Raw genomic sequence first — 19,937 nt, 5'->3', positions numbered from 1 at the left:
TTAACTCTAATGAATATGAATCATATAATCAAACTATTGTTTCTCTGTCTGTTCTTCGCAACCGCCTGTAGCCAGGAGGAGATGAACGAGGTGTTGAAGAATCACGCGGAAATGGAGGGGCAGGCAAACTCTATCGAGGAGTTGTGCAAAAATATGAATAGGGATATCGTTGCTTTGAAGCTGATCATTAATTCTTCTGAATCAGGTGATTATATTACCGGTTTCAAGGAACTTGCAGATGGAAGCGGCTATACCATCAGTTTTTTCAAAAGTGGTACGATTGTCATCAAGAATGGCGAAAAAGGAGACGACGGTAAAAAAGGAGAAGATGGTCAGGATGGTCAGAATGGTCAGAATGGCACCGATGGCAAAGACGGTCAGGATGGTACCGACGGTAAAGACGGTCAAGACGGTATCGATGGGCAAGACGGACAGGATGGTACTGACGGTAAAGACGGTCAGGACGGTACCGATGGCAAAGATGGCCAGGACGGTACCGACGGTAAAGATGGCCAGGATGGAACAGACGGTACGGACGGTCCGGAAGGAGACAAAGGACAGAATGGGACAGCTCCTGTCGTCACTATGAAAATGGATACGGACGGACATCTGTATTGGGCTATCAAGAATGCCGATGGAACATCTTCTTTTCTTTTGGACAACAACGGGCAAAAGGTCAGAGCTTCGGGAACCGATGGTATTGTTCCGGTCATTGGGGTCAATGCGGCAGGATACTGGACGCTTGATTATGGGAGCGGTCCTGTCGAATTGAAAGATGCTGCGGGCAATCCGATGAAAGCGAAAGGTGTGTCCGGTGATCCTATGTTCCGGAAGGTGGTCAGTGAAGACGGTTATATTGTATTTTATCTGACTGATGGAACCATATTTAAAGTGCCGGAGTGGGGAGGGGCACAGGTAGAATTGGCGGCTTCGGGAGTGACGTATTTTCATCGGAGTGAGTCTCTGACCTTTACGTTTACTTGCAGTGGCGTAAATAAAAGTATTGCTCCGGTATGTACGGCTCCGGTCGGTTGGACAGTTACGGCCCAATATACGTCGGACACCACCGGGGAGATGACGGTGATTGCTCCTGATAAAAGCTCGGCCGATGGAGCCTTGTCCGGTACTGCTATTCTTGAATTGACAGCCAAGGACGGCAAGAAGTTGTCGGCAACGCTCGGAGTCACTTTATTGCTTGAATTTAAAGTGCCCGATTCTTCCCGTTCGTTTGTTTATGAACTTTATGTTGAGGGAGTGAAAGTAGGAGAACTATGTCATGAGTTTATTCCCGATTATTCATTTGGATCGGGTAAAAGTGCCTCGGTCTTTTATCCTTATAATGTTTATAACAAAACGTTTGGCGAAGGAATGGTATTGGATAACGGAGGGAAAGTAGACTATCTGACTACCGTTTATACGCCGGGTACCAATACGCAACCATTCACCTCCCTGTTTACAGAAGACGGAGTGAGTTTTATAACCGGCGATTATATCGGCTACTCGGATAGTCAGGCAAACGGACTCCGTCCTTATCTGACTACTGATAATGAAGGCAACTCATATCGGGTGATGAAAATCGGTACCCAATATTGGATGGCGGACAATCTGCGGACGATAACAAACAGTGCAGGAGTCATTTCTTCGGAATGGAGAAAAGATGCTAACCCGAGATATGCTGTATATGGTTTTCCCGCCGGCATTACGGAAGATAGCCGGACCATTCGCAATCAATATGGACTGTTGTACAATGCAGGTGTGTTTTCCGGTTCTACGTCTTTAGTTACTGAAGGCTGGAAAATACCGAATCATTTGGGCGATTGGGATAAATTGCGGAATTTCCTGGGTGGGGATTCTAAAGTGGCCGAGGCATTGAGTATTGCCGGGTTTGTGGGAAAACCCGGTGGACGGCGTGATGCTGATGAACCTTTTGCTTTCCAGGAAAAAGATGAAGTCGGGTATTGGTGGTTTAGCAGTGTCGATGGGTATAATTGCTGGGCGCTCTCCATCAATCCTTCGAATGTATCCGTACCACAATCTACGAATACATATAGTCGTGGTTACGGATTTAGCATACGTTTTATTCGTCAGTAATATGCCATTGTTTACTTTGAAACTTTAGACTCTTTGCGTAAAAACATCCGGATGTTGTTGTATAAAACATCCGGATGTTTTGTATTATAACATGGGGATGTTTTACTGCACAACATCCCCATGTTTTATTGGTTCGGTCTTAATCTGCTCTTTCCGCTCTTTTCTTCTTTCTCTGTTTATGATTGATGTTTCTCTGCTTTCTTCCTGAGAGAACTATCGCAAAATAATTGTTTAGGATGCATTGTGTCTTGCTCTTGGAGATATTAATTAATGGTCTCAGGGCATTTTTTATCTGTTGATTTTATTTTCAGTTAAATAATTGTTTAATTTAGGGGAAAATAATAATGGCTTTGGTATAGGTGATTACATGATTAATAATAGTAAACATGAAAAATATAATTGGGATTCTGGGAGTTTTTATTTTGGCAATATCCTGTTCCGGCGGTAAGAAGGAGTCTGCGGATGCCGGTCTGGAACTGACAGAAGATTCTGTTGTTTATTTATTGGCCGATAATGTGACGTTAGGAATAAAGGCTCTATTCCCTTTTATTGATAAAGATGGGCATGAATACCTAACTTTTCAGAATCAATTGGAACCAGAGATTTGTGTTTATGATTTGCAGTCGGGAGAGTTTGTGAAAAGCATCTTCTTTGATAGAGAGGGGGCTAATGGTGTTGGTATGTTCGGAGGATATCATATTATTGATTTTGATGAAATATATTTGCCCAGTTTGCAACAAAGTAAAGTGTTTGTGATGGAAGAGTCGGGCAAGAAAAAACGTGAGATTATAACAGAGAAAACGGATGATGGGATACCTCTATTGCCTTTCGGAGCCATAACCTTTGCATATCGCCCTATTTACTTTAATAACGGGAAAATGTATATACCCCAAACCATCAATATGCGTTTAGGGAACAAAGTGATGGAAAAATCTCCTGTCTACGTCGTGGTTGATACGGTTAAAAATGTGCTCAGTCCTTTTCCAATTAAGTTTCCTCCTATTATGTCTTCGGATGATGTTACTAAACCATCCTTAGGTAATGAACTCTCATATAGTTGCTGTTTAAATGACAAGGATCAATTTGTATTCTCTTTCTTTTTTGATGAAGATATTTACGTAGTTTCTCTACAAGATGGAGAAATGAAAAAAATCAAAGTAAAGAGTCGATATATCGATAAGCCTGCAATCAAGGAGAATCCTCCACAGGATTTTGATGGGGCGATGAAAGCAAGCTCAGAAATTCCTTGTTACGGAAATCTGATTTATGATAAATATCGGAAAGTCTATTACCGTTTTGTATACTTGAAAGCGGATTTGGACGGGGAGAAAAATTATCTGAATATATGGCAATATGGGCGTAAATCTTTCTCTATAATGATTCTGAATGAAGATTTTGATGTTATCGGGGAGACTCGTTTTTCGGATTTTACGTATATATCTACCTTGCACTATATAGGTAAAGACGGCTTGTATTTAAGTGACAGCCATTACAAGAATCCGTCTTTTGATGAAAACAAACTGAGATTCCGGCGTTTTAAATTAGTACATTATAATAAGAAATAGTTGGGAATATAGGTTTTTGAATGATAAATACATATTTAAAGATGGGCTTTGCTTACAATTATTTTGTTTTAGGTGATTTTTTTCTTCAATTTGTTTGGAGTTTATAAAAAAGCACTTACCTTTGCAGCAATCAAAGAATAGAAAATAGAAGTTATGAATAATCATACATCAATTAACCTGGCAGTCCTGCATATTATTCGCGTCGTGGTGATTCCATCAAGAGCGTGAGAAAGGTTATGTATGTATTTGTACAGATAGAAGATATGATTTAGAGCCTTTCTCACTACAGTGGGGAAGGCTCTTTACTTAAAAGGAATATTGAAATGAAAAAGCAGTTACGCAGTTCGTTCAGCACACAGGGTCGCCGCATGGCAGGCGCCCGGGCACTTTGGGCAGCCAATGGTATGAAAAAAGAGCAATTAGGCAAACCTATCATTGCCATCGTCAATTCGTTTACTCAGTTTGTGCCGGGACATGTACATCTACATGAAATAGGTCAGCTGGTGAAAAAAGAAATTGAGAAGCTGGGATGCTTTGCTGCGGAATTCAATACGATTGCCATTGATGATGGTATTGCCATGGGACATGACGGAATGCTTTATTCGCTTCCTTCCCGGGATATCATTGCCGATAGTGTGGAATATATGGTGAATGCCCATAAAGCGGATGCCATGGTATGCATCAGCAATTGTGACAAAATCACTCCGGGGATGTTGATGGCGGCTATGAGACTGAATATTCCTACTGTATTTGTATCCGGAGGTCCGATGGAAGCCGGTGAACTGGATGGACAGCATTTGGACCTGATTGATGCGATGATTAAGTCGGCCGACGAAAGTGTGAGTGATGAAGAAGTCTCCAAGATCGAGAATCGGGCCTGTCCCACTTGCGGATGTTGTTCGGGAATGTTTACCGCCAATTCGATGAACTGCCTGAACGAAGCGATCGGTCTGGCTCTCCCCGGAAACGGAACGATTGTGGCGACTCATGCCAACCGTACCCAATTGTTCAAAGATGCTGCGAAACTGATTGTAGAAAATACCTATAAATATTATCGGGACGGTGATGAAAGCGTACTTCCCCGGAGCATTGCCACCCGTGAGGCATTCCTGAATGCCATGACGCTGGACATCGCGATGGGAGGATCTACCAATACGGTACTTCACCTGCTGGCGATAGCCCATGAAGCGGAGGCGGACTTTAAAATGGACGATATTGATATGCTTTCACGCAAGAGCCCATGCTTGTGTAAGGTGGCGCCGAATACACAGAAGTATCATATTCAGGATGTAAACCGTGCCGGAGGTATCATGGGGATTATGGGACAACTTGCCAAAGCCGGATTGATCGATACGTCTGTAGTGCGTATCGACGGGATGACATTGGGTGAGGCGATAGATAAATATGATATAACTAGCCCGAACGTATGTGAAGAGGCTATTAAAAAGTATAAGAGTGCGGCTGCCGGAAAGTTCAATCTGGTGCTCGGCTCTCAGGACGTCTATTATAAAGAGCTGGATACGGACCGTGCCGAAGGGTGTATTCGCGACATAGAGCACGCATATAGCAAAGACGGAGGACTGGCCGTACTGAAAGGAAATATTGCCCAGGATGGTTGTGTGGTGAAGACGGCCGGAGTGGACGAGAGCATCTGGAAGTTTACCGGTCCGGCAAAGGTGTTCGATTCACAGGAAGCAGCCTGCAATGGGATACTCGGAGGAAAAGTTGTCAGCGGAGATGTAGTCGTCATCACGCACGAGGGTCCGAAGGGAGGTCCCGGTATGCAGGAAATGCTTTATCCTACCTCTTATATCAAATCGCGCCACTTGGGCAAGGAGTGTGCGCTGATAACCGACGGCCGTTTCAGCGGAGGTACATCGGGACTCAGCATCGGGCATATCTCTCCCGAAGCAGCAGCCGGAGGTAATATCGGAAAGATTAAGGATGGTGATATCATCGAAATCAATATCCCCGAACGGACTATCAACGTGCGACTGACCGATGAAGAACTGGCTGCACGTCCGATGACTCCGGTCACTCGTGAACGCTATGTGCCTAAAAGTCTTAAAGCGTATGCCAGCATGGTAAGCTCTGCCGATAAAGGAGCGGTGAGACTGATTGATTAACCACAGAGTTGTTTCAATCGTAAATTGTAAATCGTAAAATCGTAAATTTTAGTACATGAGTAAAGATATAATTTCAGGCGGTGAAGCATTAATGCGTTCTTTGGAATATCATGGTGTAAAGACGATCTTTGGTTATCCCGGAGGATCTATCATGCCCGTATTCGATGCCTTATACGATCATAGAGAGACTTTGAATCATATTTTGGTTCGCCACGAACAAGGGGCGGCACATGCGGCTCAGGGATTTGCCCGTGCTTCGGGTGAGGTCGGAGTTTGCCTGGTGACGAGCGGCCCCGGTGCTACCAATACCATAACCGGTATTGCGGATGCAATGATCGACAGTACACCGATTGTAGTCATTGCCGGACAGGTGGGAACAGCTTTTTTGGGGACAGATGCTTTTCAGGAGGTCGACTTGGTAGGCATCACGCAGCCAATTACAAAATGGAGTTATCAGATCCGTCGTGCCGAAGATGTGCCATGGGCGGTGGCCCGCGCCTTTTATATAGCGAAAAGCGGACGCCCGGGACCGGTAGTGCTCGACTTTGCAAAAAATGCCCAGGTGGAGAAAGCCGAATATATGCCTGCGAAACTCGATTTCATACGCAGTTACGTGCCTGTACCCGAGACTGACCCGGAGGCCGTGAAAGCGGCTGCCGAATTAATTAACGGTGCAGAGCGCCCGTTGGTATTGGTGGGGCAAGGTGTGGAACTGGGCAACGCACAACAGGAATTGCGTGCTTTCATCGAAAAGGCAGATATGCCCGCCGGATGTACGTTGTTGGGACTGTCGGCTTTGCCGACCGAGCATCCTTTGAACAAAGGTATGCTGGGAATGCACGGTAATCTCGGACCGAATATGAACACTAATAAATGTGATGTCCTGATTGCTGTCGGGATGCGTTTTGACGACCGTGTGACCGGAAACCTGGCTACGTACGCCAAGCAGGCGAAAGTGATTCATTTTGATATCGATCCGGCTGAAATTAATAAGAATGTACATGCGGATGTAGCGGTTCTGGGTAACTGTAAAGAGACGCTCTCTGCTGTTACGGCATTGCTGCAGCCCAACGAGCATAAAGAATGGCTGGATAGTTTCCTGCCTTATGAACAGGTGGAAGAAGAAAAGGTAATCCGTCCGGAATTGCATCCGATGGGAGATACGCTTTCGATGGGGGAAGTGGTGCGTGCGGTAAGCGATGCGACCAATCATGAAGCGATATTGGTGACCGATGTCGGTCAAAACCAGATGATGTCTGCCCGGTACTTTAAATATTCAAAAGACCGGAGTATGATTACTTCCGGAGGACTTGGTACCATGGGATTCGGGTTGCCGGCTGCTATCGGTGCAACCTTTGGCCGACCGGACCGTACGGTTTGTGTATTTATGGGTGACGGTGGTCTGCAAATGAACATTCAGGAGTTGGGAACCATTATGGAACAGAAGGCACCGGTTAAAATTATCGTATTAAACAATAATTTCCTGGGCAATGTACGCCAATGGCAGGCAATGTTCTTCAACCGTAAATACTCGTTCACACCCATGCTGAATCCCGATTATATTAAGATTGCTTCTGCTTATGATATACCGGCCAAAAGAGTCTTTACCCGTGAAGAACTGGCTGATGCGATTGACGAGATGATTGCGACAGACGGTCCGTTCCTGTTGGAAGCTTGTGTGATTGAAGAGGGAAATGTGTTGCCGATGACCCCTCCGGGAGGTTCAGTTAACCAGATGTTGTTGGAATGCTAATAAGTTAGGAATTATGGATAAGACATTATATACATTAATTGTTCATTCAGAGAACTTTGCCGGATTGTTGAATCAGGTTACGGCAGTATTTACCCGTCGGCAGATTAATATAGAAAGCCTGAATGTTTCGGCTTCATCTATCAAGGGGGTGCATAAATATACTATTACGGCTTGGACCGATAAAGATACGATAGAGAAGGTTGTCAAACAGATTGAGAAGAAGATCGATGTGCTTCAGGCACATTATTTCACTGAAGATGAAATCTATTTTCATGAAATAGCTCTTTATAAGGTGTCTATGCCCGAATTTCAGTCACAGCCGGAAGCTTCGAAGGTGATTCGTCGCTATAATGCACGGATTGTGGAAGTGAATCCGGTATTTGCCATCGTCGAGAAAAATGGAATCAGTGAAGAAATTACTTCTCTCTACGAAGAGTTGAGTGCATTGAATTGTGTGTTGCAATTTGTGCGTTCGGGACGTGTGGCAATCACTACCAGTTGCTTTGAACGTGTGAACGAGTTTCTGGCAGATCGTGAGACCAAATATAACTTAAGCAAGAAAGAGGAAAAGTGAATGAGTGACGATAAGAAGATAGGGAGTTATAAGTTTATTGCGGAGCCTTTTCATGTAGATTTCAACGGACGTTTGACAATGGGGGTGCTTGGCAACCATCTGTTGAACTGTGCCGGCTTTCATGCCAGTGAACGCGGCTTTGGAATCGCTACATTGAATGAGGACAATTATACATGGGTATTGTCTCGTCTGGCCATCGATCTGGAAGAGATGCCTTATCAATATGAGGAGTTTACTGTACAGACATGGGTGGAGAATGTATATCGTCTTTTTACTGATCGTAATTTTGCCATTATAGACAAGGACGGCAAGAAGATCGGATATGCCCGTTCGGTATGGGCCATGATTAATTTAAATACCCGCAAGCCGGCTGATTTGCTGACGTTGCATGGCGGTAGTATTGTGGACTATGTATGTGACGAACCTTGTCCGATCGAAAAGCCTTCGCGTATCAAAGTGGCTACTGACCAACCTTGTGCTAAGTTGACAGCTAAATACAGCGATATCGACATCAATGGTCATGTGAACAGCATTCGTTATATAGAACATATCCTCGATTTGTTTCCGATCGATTTGTATAAATCGAAACGGAATCAGCGATTTGAAATGGCCTATGTGGCAGAAAGTTATTATGGCGACGAGCTTTCTTTTTTTGAAGAGGAAGTAAGTGAGAATGAATATCACGTCGAGATTAAGAAAAACGGCAGTGAAGTTGTATGCCGGGCAAAAGTGAAGTTTGTGTAGTTTAAAATGTGATTAAAATGAAGAAGATTGTTTTTCTTTTGCTGCTCTGTGTTGCTTGCTGCATGAATGCACAGGAGTTTCATCTGATTCCGAAGGTCGGTTTGAATCTGGCAAATACTACCGGAGAGGTGGATTCTAAAGTGCGTTCCGGACTCAATATCGGTCTGGGAGGTGATGTCATGCTGACCGAACGCTTTGGAATAGAAACAGGAGTGTATTACTCCATGCAGGGAAGCAAATATAAAGGGGGCGGAGTCTCTTATACGGATAAACTGGATTATATCAATGTTCCGGTATATGCGAAAGAATTTATATATAAGGGGCTGTATGTGTTTGGAGGGCCGCAGTTCAGTTTCAATGTGAACTCAGAGAACAAATCATCCTCCGACTATGGTAGCACAGTCATAGGCATGAATGTGATTCGCAAGTTTGATTGTGGAGTGGGGCTTGGAGCCGGTTATCAGTTTGAACGTGGTCTGCTGATCTCTCTAAACTATAACATCGGACTGATTAACGTAAACAAATCTTGGGCAAGCGACTCTAATCCTAAAGCAAACAATAGTGTGGTCCAGCTAAATGTCGGTTGGCGTTTTGCACTGTAAGATAAAGAATATAAGTTTAATTATTAATAATCGGTTTTGTTTTCGTCCGAACGGAACAAGACTTTTAAAACAAAAAGAAAAATGGCACAATTGAATTTTGGCGGTGTTACGGAAAATGTAGTAACCCGTGAAGAATTTCCTTTGGAAAAAGCTCGTGAGGTATTGAAGAATGAAACAATCGCTGTTATCGGTTACGGTGTGCAGGGACCGGGTCAATCACTGAACCTGCGCGATAATGGCTTCAATGTAATCGTTGGTCAGCGTCCGGGAAAAACATATGAAAAAGCAGTGGCAGACGGCTGGGTTCCGGGTGAAACACTGTTCGGCATCGAAGAGGCATGCGAGAAAGGCACTATTATTATGTGTCTGTTGTCAGATGCAGCCGTAATGTCTGTATGGCCTACTATCAAACCTTACCTGACTGCCGGGAAAGCACTCTATTTCTCTCACGGTTTCGCAATTACATGGAGCGATCGCACCGGTGTTGTTCCACAGAAAGATATCGATGTCATTATGGTCGCTCCGAAGGGTTCGGGTACTTCACTCCGTACGATGTTCCTTGAAGGTCGCGGACTGAACTCTTCGTATGCCATCTATCAGGATGCTACCGGCAGAGCTATGGAGAGAACCATCGCATTGGGTATCGGTGTAGGTTCCGGATATCTGTTTGAAACGACTTTTGTCCGTGAAGCTACTTCCGACCTGACAGGTGAACGTGGTTCGCTGATGGGAGCTATACAAGGTTTGCTGTTGGCTCAGTATGAGGTTTTGCGTGAGAACGGTCATACTCCATCTGAGGCATTTAACGAAACGGTTGAGGAGTTAACTCAGTCATTGATGCCGCTGTTTGCTAAGAATGGTATGGACTGGATGTATGCCAACTGCTCGACTACGGCTCAGCGTGGTGCTCTTGACTGGATGGGCCCGTTCCACGATGCTATTAAACCCGTTGTTCAGAAATTATATAATAGTGTAAAGACCGGTAACGAGGCACAGATCTCTATCGACTCTAATTCAAAACCGGATTATCGCGAGAAACTGGAGGCCGAACTGAAGGCATTGCGTGAAAGCGAAATGTGGCAGACAGCTGTTACTGTTCGTAAACTTCGTCCGGAGAATAATTGATCTGAATAGATTATACAACTTATGATAAAAGGAGGAAACTGCTGTTTCCTCCTTTTATTTTGCTTGTAATTAGTGTTTTGTGTCTGAGTTGTTAGAATGGTATGTTGTAGAATATGAAAAATAGATAGATTGTTTGGATAGATAAATCAAGTTTAATATATATCTTTGTGCCCTGATCAAACAACAAACAATATTATATCATATGAAAAATCGTATTTATACAATGAAAGGGATGCTGGCTACATTACTGAGTGCTTTTTTACTAGGGTATGCAGTAACAGGTTGTATTGATGAAAAAGATCATTATAAACCGGACGATAAAACATCAGGAGTGCCTAACTCTTTTGATTTTGCGACTACTCAGGATGTCCAATTGGATCTAAAGTATGATGTTCCTGTGAAAGATTATCAGGTTTTGTTTGAACTCTATTTTGAAAATCCGTTGACGACAGATGCCGAAGGGCAGGTGGTGAAACGTACTGATATCACTCCCAAGGTTACGAGAATGACTGATGGAACCGGAAAATATCGTGCCAAGGAGACGGTACCGGCCTATGGGGAGGAGGTTTATATCTATACTTCTTATATCGGAGTGCCGATGTTGTATAAGACTAAAATAGTAGGGAATACGATTACAGCCGATATAAATTGGGATACGGCGGCAGAGGAGTCTGTTCAGACACGTGCCGAAGGCGAGTATCAGACAGTGCCTCAGGGATTTTATACTTTAGGAAGTTGGAACGTGAAGGGACGCCCTAATTATCTGGATAGTGAAGGGGTAATAGAATTGACTTCTTCATTTTATCAGACGATTAATCAAACAATTCCGGAAGGTGGAAATTGTCCTCGGAAATATCGGCAATCGGCTGACATTGTTATCAACGATGAATTGGGAGCTGAAGTGAAGGTGCGTTTTGTTGGAGGTACAAGTGCTGCGTACAGTGCTTTCGGATATTATTGTTATCCGGAAGGAGCGGCTAAAAAACAGATAGAGAATGCTAGGAAATATGTGGTGTTTCCCAATACGAAAACCGGAGTCGGCATAAAAGGCGGAGAGTGTGTGAAGCTGCATTATATCGATGAAAATGGTGAAGACCAAGGGACTACTTTTCCAAAAGGAACAAAGATAGGTTGGTTTATCAGTAATGATGCATTTACGAAAAAGGGTGAAAAGACCGGCAGTGTTGGTAAAGGACTCGGAATGTTTTATTCGACCACTGCCTTGAATTCGGATGGTCGTACCCATACGGCTGCATTCAAGATCAATGATTTTATAGTTTTATCATTTGAAGATTGGACTGATCAGGATTACAATGATGTGATGTTTAACATCTGGTCTAATCCGATTGAAGCTATTGCTCCGGATGTACCTTCGGTAGATCCGATAGATCCGGATGATGCGTCGGTTGCTTATCGCATGACTTATAAAGGTATTTTGGCTTTTGAAGACAATTGGCCTTCTAAGGGTGATTACGATTTGAACGATGTAATTGTGAAATATAGCTCTATATTAGAGTTCAATACCAAGAATCAGGTGCTTTCCGCTGAAGATACGTTTACGGCGATGTGGTCCGGAGCTCTCTTTAAGAATGGCTTTGCCTATCAGTTGAATACCGATAGAAGCAATGTGGAATGCAGCATATTGGAAGGAAAGTCGGGATGGGACAAACAAGGATTAGACAAAGACTTGGAGCAGGCCACCATTTCGGTGTTTGCCAATGCGATTGAAGAGACGGGAGAGAACACTAAGACTTCTACTTTTAAGGTTCAGAACAAATTTAAACAGCCAGTCGATCATGAAACTTTCGGAGTGGCACCCTACAATCCTTTTATCTTCTTGCATCAGAATACGGACAAGAACCGTACAGAGGTGCATTTGGTAAATCACGGACCAACCTCTAAAGAAAATATGGATCTGTTCAATACCCATCAGGATTTGTCGGATAAAGATAAAGGCATCTATTATGTGTCCGATCAGAATTATCCGTTTGCCATTCATCTGTCGGATGTCGAGTCATTCAGTACAACGGAGAAGGAAGCTATTGATAAGTCGTATCCTCGTTTTGCTTCATGGGCACAATCCGGCGGAACGACAGATAAGGATTGGTATTTGAAGAAATAAGTTGATGTCGTTTTTATGCTATAGAACAAGGGGCTGTCCGAAAATCCGACAGCCCCTTGTTTTATGGTTTTAAATGGAAACAGAAGTTACGACTGAAATAAGGAGATCGGCATCAGAGTCCTTGGCTGATGTGCCGGATATATCCGATCAATTTCTTATAGAAAGCATGCTTGCTCATTGTGACCGCATCTCCTAATATAACCAGTTTCATTCGGGCGCGGGTGATGGCTACGTTCATTCGGCGCAAGTCGTTGAGAAAACCGATTTGTCCATCTTCGTTAGCGCGGACGAGGCTGATGAAAATGACATCACGCTCCTGTCCCTGAAAACCATCTACTGTATGGATGGTGATCTGGCTACGGAAGGGGCGGAAGAATGAACAGCCTTTGAGTTTTCCTCTCAGATACTGTACCTGCGCTTTGTAAGGGGAGATAAGGCCGAAGTCTATACGCTCTTCCAATACACGCTTCTCGCCGATTTTGCGGATGTATGCTTCAAGTTCTTGCAACAATAAGTTTGCTTCCGGTTTATTGATGCGGCCGAAGCTTTCTCCTATAAATTCTTCGTGGAACTCCATTTCGGAGGTGTCAATCCAACTCATGGGCAGGTCCAGATCGAGTATCCCCCGGTTGGTCACTTCGGGGGCGGCTTGTAGTTCGCCTTGGTAGAACCATTCGGAGGAGAATTGCATAATAGACTGATGCATGCGGTACTGAACTTTCAGGAGTGAGACCGTTTCCTGCTTGTTGGCTGCTACTTTTTCCATTAATGTTTGTTCCAACCCGTTCCGGGCCGCTTCTATGCATTTTATTGTGGGAGGCAACTGACAATGGTCTCCGGCAAAGATGACGCGGTCTGCTTTTCGGATGGCTATCCAACAGGCAGCCTCAAGGGCTTGTGCTGCCTCGTCGATAAAGAGTGTGGTAAATCGCCGGCCGGTCAGGATACGGTGGTTACTGCTGACCAATGTGGAAGCGATGACCCGTGCCCCCGAAAACAGATCTTCATTGATTTGTATTTCCAGCTCCGTGGCACGCTCCCTCAGATGATTGATGCGGCTGCGTGCAGCTTCCCGTTCCGAGTAACTGCTTTTGCGCATCCGGTTTCCCATTTCCCGGATCGATTTACGTATTCCCCAGAGTTCGGTATAGGCCGGATGCCCCTCGAAACGGCGTTCGTAAGTAAATGAAAGCATCTTGTCATTTACCCGGCTCGGATTGCCGATACGCAATACAGGTACTCCGCGGTCCACCAGCTTCTCGGCAATCCAGTCGACGGCCGTGTTGCTTTGTGCACAGACCAGGACTTGATTTTCGCGGTGCAAGGTCTCGTAGATGGCTTCTACAAGAGTGGTGGTCTTTCCGGTTCCCGGAGGACCGTGAACGATGGCTACGTCTTTGGCGCAAAGTACTTTGTTGACTGCTGCTTCCTGAGTGCTGTTCAACCAAGGGAAACGGACCGGATAGGTTGCCCTCCAGCAGGAGGGTTGCTTGCTTAGCAATATATCACGTAGTTCGGCAAGGCGGTTGCCTTTGGCGCGAATCACATCTTCCAGCGCTTCGAACATGGTACGATAGGAGGTTTCATCAAAATAGAGTTGTACTCCCAGACGTTCTGCTCCTTGTATTTCAAGTAGAGATCCGGCACCGGGTACGGCTACTACCATACGCTCCTCGTCGGCATAACTGACTGTACAGATGGAATTGAAATAATGTATTTTTCCGTCATATCCCTGTTCGAAAAAGCAAACCGGACGTCCGAATTCGAATACATGTTCGATGTCTTTATCTTCTTTCCTTTCTATTTCGATGACCAATTGGTTCAGTGAATTGTAGAAACTCCGTCCCGTCCCGACCGGATACCAGCAGAGCCCTCGTTTTACTTTCCGTGCAATGCCCATCGTCTCTGTCTGCCGGCGGAATTCTTCTTTCTCGTATTCATATTCCATGCGTAGCAAAAGTTGCTGATGCTGAAGATCACTGAGTGGAGAAGAAGACTTTATTTTATTATCATTCATCTTGATTGGCTGTAAGTTATATGCTAAGAACTATAGTTATGGAATGACTACAAATTACGAAATTTATGCAGAACCTGTCACAGTCATTTGTAGCTTGTAGCATCTGATTTGTAGCAGCTATACTTATAGCTTCTCACAAAATTTCCCGCAAAGATAACAATTCTGTTTCCGGGTTGGAATAAACATTTCAATTTGTTAAACCTTTCTTTCATATTATTGGTTATAATAAATAGAAGAACAGATAAAACCGAAATTGTTATGGTATATGATTTGAATATGTTGAAGAGCTTCTATGCTTCCTATAAAGGGAAGATGGAGCATGTTCGTGCAGCCTTGAAACGTCCTTTGACGTTGGCTGAAAAGATTTTGTATACACATTTGTATAATGTGGCGGATTTAAAAAATTATGAAAGGGGTGAAGACTATGTCAACTTTCGACCGGACCGCGTTGCTATGCAGGATGCTACTGCTCAGATGGCTCTGTTGCAATTTATGAATGCGGGTAAAGAAGCGGTGGCAGTACCTTCCACGGTTCATTGCGACCACCTGATACAAGCTTATCGGGGGGCTGAACGCGATATTGAAACTGCTACACAAACCAATCGGGAGGTGTACGATTTTCTGCGTGATGTCTCTTCCCGTTATGGCATCGGTTTCTGGAAACCGGGAGCGGGTATCATTCACCAGGTAGTACTTGAAAATTATGCTTTTCCGGGTGGGATGATGGTCGGTACAGACTCACATACTCCCAATGCAGGAGGTCTCGGAATGGTAGCTATCGGTGTAGGCGGAGCCGATGCTGTGGATGTAATGACAGGTATGGAGTGGGAACTTAAGATGCCAAAACTGATTGGAGTCCGTTTGACAGGCGAGTTGAACGGATGGACAGCTCCGAAAGACGTGATACTGAAACTGGCGGGCATCTTGACCGTGAAGGGTGGGACGAATGCCATTATCGAATATTTTGGCCCGGGTACAGCTTCGCTATCGGCTACAGGAAAGGCCACCATCTGCAATATGGGTGCCGAAGTGGGGGCAACCACTTCACTATTCCCGTATGATGAACGGATGGCTGTTTATCTGAAAGCAACCGGACGTGAAGAAGTAGCTGCGATGGCTGACAGTGTAGCTGCCGACTTGCGTGCAGATGACGAAGTGATGGCACGACCGGACCATTTTTATGACCGGGTTATTGAGATAAACCTTTCCGAACTGGAACCTTATATTAATGGTCCGTTTACTCCGGACGCTGCTACTCCTATTTCAGAGTTTGCAGAGAAAGTGGTAACAAACGGTTATCCCCGGAAGATGGAAGTGGGGTTGATAGGATCTTGTACCAACTCTTCTTATCAGGATATCAGCCGTGCCGCTTCTGTTGCCCGGCAGGTGAATGAAAAGAATTTGGGAGTGGCGGCACCGCTGATTGTGAATCCGGGATCCGAACAGATTCGTGCTACAGCCGAGCGTGACGGCATGATGGATGTGTTCGAAAAGATGGGAGCTACGATTATGGCTAATGCCTGTGGTCCCTGTATCGGACAGTGGAAACGCCATACGGACGATCCGACCCGTAAAAACTCGATAGTGACTTCCTTTAACCGTAATTTTGCCAAACGTGCCGACGGTAATCCGAATACTTTTGCTTTTGTGGCTTCTCCTGAAATTGTTTTGGCATTGACTATTGCCGGAGACCTTTGTTTCAATCCGCTGAAAGACCGTTTGGTGAATCATGACGGTGAAAAGGTGAAACTCAGTGAACCTCAAGGTGACGAACTTCCATCAGCCGGATTTGTAGCCGGTAATCAGGGATATCAGGCTCCCGGCGGTGAGAAAAACGAGATCAGAGTGGCTCCCGATTCTCAACGGTTGCAGTTGTTGACTCCTTTCCCCGCGTGGGATGGCAATGATTTTCTCAATATGCCACTGCTTATCAAAGCACAGGGTAAGTGTACGACAGACCATATTTCGATGGCGGGTCCCTGGCTTCGGTTCCGGGGGCATCTGGAGAATATATCTGATAATATGCTGATGGGAGCGGTGAATGCTTTCAATGGCGAAACGAATAAGGTATGGAATCGTTTGACCAATACCTATGAAACTGTTTCGGGTACGGCTAAACAGTATAAGGCGGACGGTATCTCTTCCATCGTTGTGGCCGAAGAAAATTACGGTGAAGGTTCCAGTCGTGAGCATGCCGCTATGGAACCGCGTTTCCTTCATGTAAAGGTGATCCTGGCTAAGAGTTTTGCTCGTATCCATGAGACTAATCTGAAAAAGCAAGGTATGCTGGCTGTTACATTTGCAGACAAGGCCGATTATGACCGGATTCGTGAGCACGATTTGATCTCGGTAGTCGGATTGAAAGAGTTTTCACCCGGACGCAATCTGGAGGTGATATTGCACCACGAAGATGGTACGGAAGAACGGTTTGCTGTACAACATACTTACAATGAACAACAGATCGGCTGGTTCCGTGCCGGTTCTGCTTTGAATGCAAAATAGCCTTCAGGAGGCTTTCAGGGGCCCGCTTTTAGGTTTGAAAATCAATAGGACTTAGGTTTAAAACCAACGGGTCTTTAGTTTAAAAGGTAAGGAGTGTTGGTTCTAAACCAACGAACCTTTACTTCGGAACACGATTGGAGGAGTATATAAAAAGATAAATAGATGAGTAAAATTACCAAACAGCAAAATGGAGTATTGTCAGTGCCGGATGTACCGACAATACCTTTTATAACGGGTGATGGAGTAGGAGCGGAAATAACTCCGGCCATGCAGGCGATAGTAGATACGGCGGTAGACATGTCGTATGGTGGTGTCCGGCGCATCGAATGGAAAGAAGTACTGGCCGGTGAACGTGCTTTCCGGGCTACCGGTTCGTGGTTGCCGGACGAAACGATGGAGGTTTTCAAGGAGTATCTGATAGGCATCAAAGGACCGTTGACTACTCCGGTAGGAGGAGGAATACGTTCGTTAAACGTGGCTTTGCGCCAGACACTCGATTTATATGTCTGCCTGCGTCCGGTACGTTGGTTCCGCGGAGTGGTGTCTCCGGTCAAAGAGCCCGAAAAGGTGAATATGTACATCTTTCGTGAGAATACGGAAGATATCTATGCCGGTATCGAATGGGAAGCAGGCACTCCGGAAGCTAAGAAGTTCTACCGGTTCTTGCACGAAGAGATGGGAGTCAGTAAAGTACGTTTCCCCGAAACCTCTTCTTTTGGTGTGAAACCGGTTTCGCGTGAGGGGACGGAGCGTCTGGTACGCGCTGCCTGCCGTTATGCGTTGCAGCATGAATTGCCCTCGGTCACCTTGGTGCACAAAGGTAATATCATGAAATTCACAGAAGGAGGTTTTAAGAAGTGGGGGTACGAATTGGCTGAGCGGGAGTTTGCAGATGCTCTTGCCTCAGGTAAACTGGTGATCAAAGACTGTATAGCCGATGCCTTTTTGCAGAACACTCTTTTGATTCCTGAAGAATATTCGGTCATTGCCACTCTGAATCTGAACGGAGACTATATTTCCGACCAACTGGCTGCGATGGTAGGTGGCATTGGTATTGCACCGGGAGCCAATATCAATTATGATTCCGGACACGCCATCTTTGAGGCCACTCATGGGACAGCCCCCAATATTGCCGGAAAGAATGTGGTGAATCCCTGTTCACTGATACTTTCGGCCGTTATGATGCTTGAATATATAGGCTGGCAAGAACCCGCCGATCTTATCGTCGAGGCGCTTGAAGCCAGTTTTGCCGAGGGGAAAGCCACTAATGACCTGGCACGTTTCATGCACAAAGGCCAGCCGCTCTCTACTTCGGAATTTACCCGGGAAATCATTAACCGAATTAAAAATTAATACCTTCAGGACATGAAAAAAGAATATTTGATTTATAAACTCTCCGAGGCAATGAAGGATTGTACCCGGATTGATAACGAATTGTTTCCAAAATTTGACGTTAAACGGGGGCTTCGCAATGAAGACGGTACAGGTGTATTGGTCGGATTGACTAAGATTGGTAATGTCGTAGGATACGAACGAATCCCCGGAGGTGGTCTGAAGCCGATCCCGGGAAAGTTATTTTACCGTGGATATGACCTGGAAGATTTAGCCCACGCCATTTTAAAAGAAAAACGTTTCGGATTTGAAGAGGTGGCCTACCTGCTGTTATCCGGCAGTTTGCCCGATAAGGAAGAACTGGCTTCGTTTCGCGAGCTGATCAATGATAATATGCCTTTGGAGCAGAAGACCAAGATGAATATCATTGAACTTGAAGGAAACAATATTATGAATATTCTGGCGCGCAGCGTACTCGAGATGTATCGTTTCGACCCTAATCCGGATGATACTTCACGTGACAACCTAATGCGTCAGAGCATCGATCTGATCTCGAAATTCCCGACCATTATTGCTTATGCTTTTAACATGTTGCGTCATGCCACCTTCGGGCGTTCGTTACACATTCGTCATCCGCAGGAGAATCTGTCGATTGCCGAAAACTTTCTCTATATGCTGAAACGCGATTATACCGAGCTGGATGCGCGTACACTCGACCTTTTGTTGGTGCTTCAGGCAGAGCACGGAGGAGGTAACAACTCTACGTTTACTGTCCGGGTAACTTCGTCTACCGGTACAGATACATACTCGGCCATTGCCGCAGGCATCGGGTCGCTGAAAGGCCCGCTTCACGGAGGAGCCAATATTCAGGTAGCCGATATGTTCCATCATTTACAGGAAAATATTCAGGACTGGACCAATGTAGATGAAATCGATACTTACTTTACCCGTATGTTGAATAAGGAGGTTTACAATAAGACCGGATTGATATATGGCATCGGGCATGCCGTATATACCATTTCCGATCCGCGAGCTGTGTTGCTGAAGGAACTCGCACGTGACTTGGCACACGAGAAAGGTCGTGAACGGGAGTTTGCTTTTCTTGAACTTTTGGAAGAACGTGCTATCGCTACTTTCGGTAAGATTAAGAATAATGGGAAAACAGTATCCAGCAACGTTGATTTTTATTCCGGTTTTGTTTATGAGATGATTGGCCTGCCGCAGGAAATCTATACCCCCTTGTTTGCCATGGCGCGTATCGTGGGTTGGTGTGCCCATCGCAACGAAGAGTTGAATTTTGAAGGTAAACGTATCATTCGTCCGGCTTATAAAAATGTGTTGGAAGAAGAACAATATGTACCGTTAAAGAAACGGTAAAAGAGAA

General features: G+C 45.0%; 13 protein-coding genes. 12 read left to right on the top strand and 1 reads right to left on the bottom strand.

The features are described from left to right. Positions 1–15 precede the first annotated feature (15 nt). The 9 genes from BSHG_RS18530 to BSHG_RS18570 all read left to right on the top strand — a co-directional run bounded on the left by BSHG_RS18530 (position 16) and on the right by BSHG_RS18570 (position 12,702). Positions 16–2,091 (top strand): PL29 family lyase N-terminal domain-containing protein, encoded by a 2,076-nt coding sequence (locus BSHG_RS18530; RefSeq protein WP_008657495.1) that lies wholly within the window; start codon positions 16–18, stop codon positions 2,089–2,091. Positions 2,092–2,477: 386 nt separating this feature from the next. Beyond that, a complete protein-coding gene (locus BSHG_RS18535) occupies positions 2,478–3,656 on the top strand; it encodes a DUF4221 domain-containing protein (RefSeq protein WP_008657494.1) in 1,179 nt (392 codons plus the stop codon). Between the two features lie 323 nt (positions 3,657–3,979). After that, on the top strand, positions 3,980–5,782 hold the full coding sequence (ilvD, locus tag BSHG_RS18540; RefSeq protein ID WP_005790703.1) for a dihydroxy-acid dehydratase: 1,803 nt from the start codon (positions 3,980–3,982) through the stop codon (positions 5,780–5,782). Positions 5,783–5,837: 55 nt separating this feature from the next. Beyond that, positions 5,838–7,535: a biosynthetic-type acetolactate synthase large subunit gene (gene ilvB / locus BSHG_RS18545; protein WP_005790701.1), complete on the top strand. Its 1,698-nt coding sequence runs from the start codon at positions 5,838–5,840 to the stop codon at positions 7,533–7,535. Positions 7,536–7,548: 13 nt separating this feature from the next. Then, positions 7,549–8,109 (top strand): acetolactate synthase small subunit, encoded by a 561-nt coding sequence (gene ilvN / locus BSHG_RS18550; protein ID WP_005790699.1) that lies wholly within the window; start codon positions 7,549–7,551, stop codon positions 8,107–8,109. After that, positions 8,110–8,853 (top strand): acyl-[acyl-carrier-protein] thioesterase, encoded by a 744-nt coding sequence (locus BSHG_RS18555; RefSeq protein WP_008657490.1) that lies wholly within the window; start codon positions 8,110–8,112, stop codon positions 8,851–8,853. Between the two features lie 17 nt (positions 8,854–8,870). Continuing rightward, positions 8,871–9,455, top strand: a complete 585-nt coding sequence (locus BSHG_RS18560) for a porin family protein (protein WP_008657489.1) — start codon at positions 8,871–8,873, stop codon at positions 9,453–9,455. Positions 9,456–9,536: 81 nt separating this feature from the next. Further along, positions 9,537–10,580 carry a ketol-acid reductoisomerase gene (gene ilvC / locus BSHG_RS18565; RefSeq protein ID WP_005790693.1) on the top strand — a complete coding sequence of 348 codons (1,044 nt, stop codon included), beginning with the start codon at positions 9,537–9,539 and terminating at the stop codon, positions 10,578–10,580. A gap of 202 nt (positions 10,581–10,782) precedes the next feature. Further along, positions 10,783–12,702: an LruC domain-containing protein gene (locus tag BSHG_RS18570; protein ID WP_008657488.1), complete on the top strand. Its 1,920-nt coding sequence runs from the start codon at positions 10,783–10,785 to the stop codon at positions 12,700–12,702. A gap of 112 nt (positions 12,703–12,814) precedes the next feature. Here the strand turns inward: BSHG_RS18570 and BSHG_RS18575 are convergent, their stop codons facing one another. Continuing rightward, entirely contained in the window at positions 12,815–14,719 is a 1,905-nt protein-coding gene (locus BSHG_RS18575) for an AAA domain-containing protein (protein ID WP_008657487.1), read from the bottom strand. Between the two features lie 258 nt (positions 14,720–14,977). Between BSHG_RS18575 and BSHG_RS18580 the strand changes: the two genes are divergently transcribed. The 3 genes from BSHG_RS18580 to BSHG_RS18590 all read left to right on the top strand — a co-directional run bounded on the left by BSHG_RS18580 (position 14,978) and on the right by BSHG_RS18590 (position 19,930). Beyond that, positions 14,978–17,221 carry an aconitate hydratase gene (locus BSHG_RS18580; RefSeq protein ID WP_008657486.1) on the top strand — a complete coding sequence of 748 codons (2,244 nt, stop codon included), beginning with the start codon at positions 14,978–14,980 and terminating at the stop codon, positions 17,219–17,221. 162 nt (positions 17,222–17,383) lie between these two features. Continuing rightward, the gene (gene icd / locus BSHG_RS18585; protein ID WP_008657485.1) at positions 17,384–18,574 is read left to right on the top strand and encodes an NADP-dependent isocitrate dehydrogenase; all 1,191 of its coding nucleotides are present in this window, start codon (positions 17,384–17,386) and stop codon (positions 18,572–18,574) included. Between the two features lie 12 nt (positions 18,575–18,586). After that, positions 18,587–19,930 (top strand): citrate/2-methylcitrate synthase, encoded by a 1,344-nt coding sequence (locus BSHG_RS18590; RefSeq protein WP_005790680.1) that lies wholly within the window; start codon positions 18,587–18,589, stop codon positions 19,928–19,930. Positions 19,931–19,937: the final 7 nt, after the last annotated feature.

Origin of the sequence: Bacteroides sp. 3_2_5, assembly GCF_000159855.2 — a bacterium.
Lineage (GTDB): Bacteria > Bacteroidota > Bacteroidia > Bacteroidales > Bacteroidaceae > Bacteroides > Bacteroides fragilis.
This window is presented reverse-complemented; position numbering and strand designations above follow the sequence as displayed.

Coding starts and splice junctions, on each gene's coding strand:
- ilvC (WP_005790693.1), top strand. CDS start 9,537: ATGGCACAATTGAATTTTGGCGGTGTTACGGAAAATGTAGTAACCCGT.
- icd (WP_008657485.1), top strand. CDS start 17,384: ATGAGTAAAATTACCAAACAGCAAAATGGAGTATTGTCAGTGCCGGAT.
- ilvB (WP_005790701.1), top strand. CDS start 5,838: ATGAGTAAAGATATAATTTCAGGCGGTGAAGCATTAATGCGTTCTTTG.
- BSHG_RS18580 (WP_008657486.1), top strand. CDS start 14,978: ATGGTATATGATTTGAATATGTTGAAGAGCTTCTATGCTTCCTATAAA.
- BSHG_RS18590 (WP_005790680.1), top strand. CDS start 18,587: ATGAAAAAAGAATATTTGATTTATAAACTCTCCGAGGCAATGAAGGAT.
- BSHG_RS18560 (WP_008657489.1), top strand. CDS start 8,871: ATGAAGAAGATTGTTTTTCTTTTGCTGCTCTGTGTTGCTTGCTGCATG.
- ilvN (WP_005790699.1), top strand. CDS start 7,549: ATGGATAAGACATTATATACATTAATTGTTCATTCAGAGAACTTTGCC.
- BSHG_RS18535 (WP_008657494.1), top strand. CDS start 2,478: ATGAAAAATATAATTGGGATTCTGGGAGTTTTTATTTTGGCAATATCC.
- BSHG_RS18555 (WP_008657490.1), top strand. CDS start 8,110: ATGAGTGACGATAAGAAGATAGGGAGTTATAAGTTTATTGCGGAGCCT.
- ilvD (WP_005790703.1), top strand. CDS start 3,980: ATGAAAAAGCAGTTACGCAGTTCGTTCAGCACACAGGGTCGCCGCATG.
- BSHG_RS18570 (WP_008657488.1), top strand. CDS start 10,783: ATGAAAAATCGTATTTATACAATGAAAGGGATGCTGGCTACATTACTG.
- BSHG_RS18575 (WP_008657487.1), bottom strand. CDS start 14,719: ATGAATGATAATAAAATAAAGTCTTCTTCTCCACTCAGTGATCTTCAG.
- BSHG_RS18530 (WP_008657495.1), top strand. CDS start 16: ATGAATCATATAATCAAACTATTGTTTCTCTGTCTGTTCTTCGCAACC.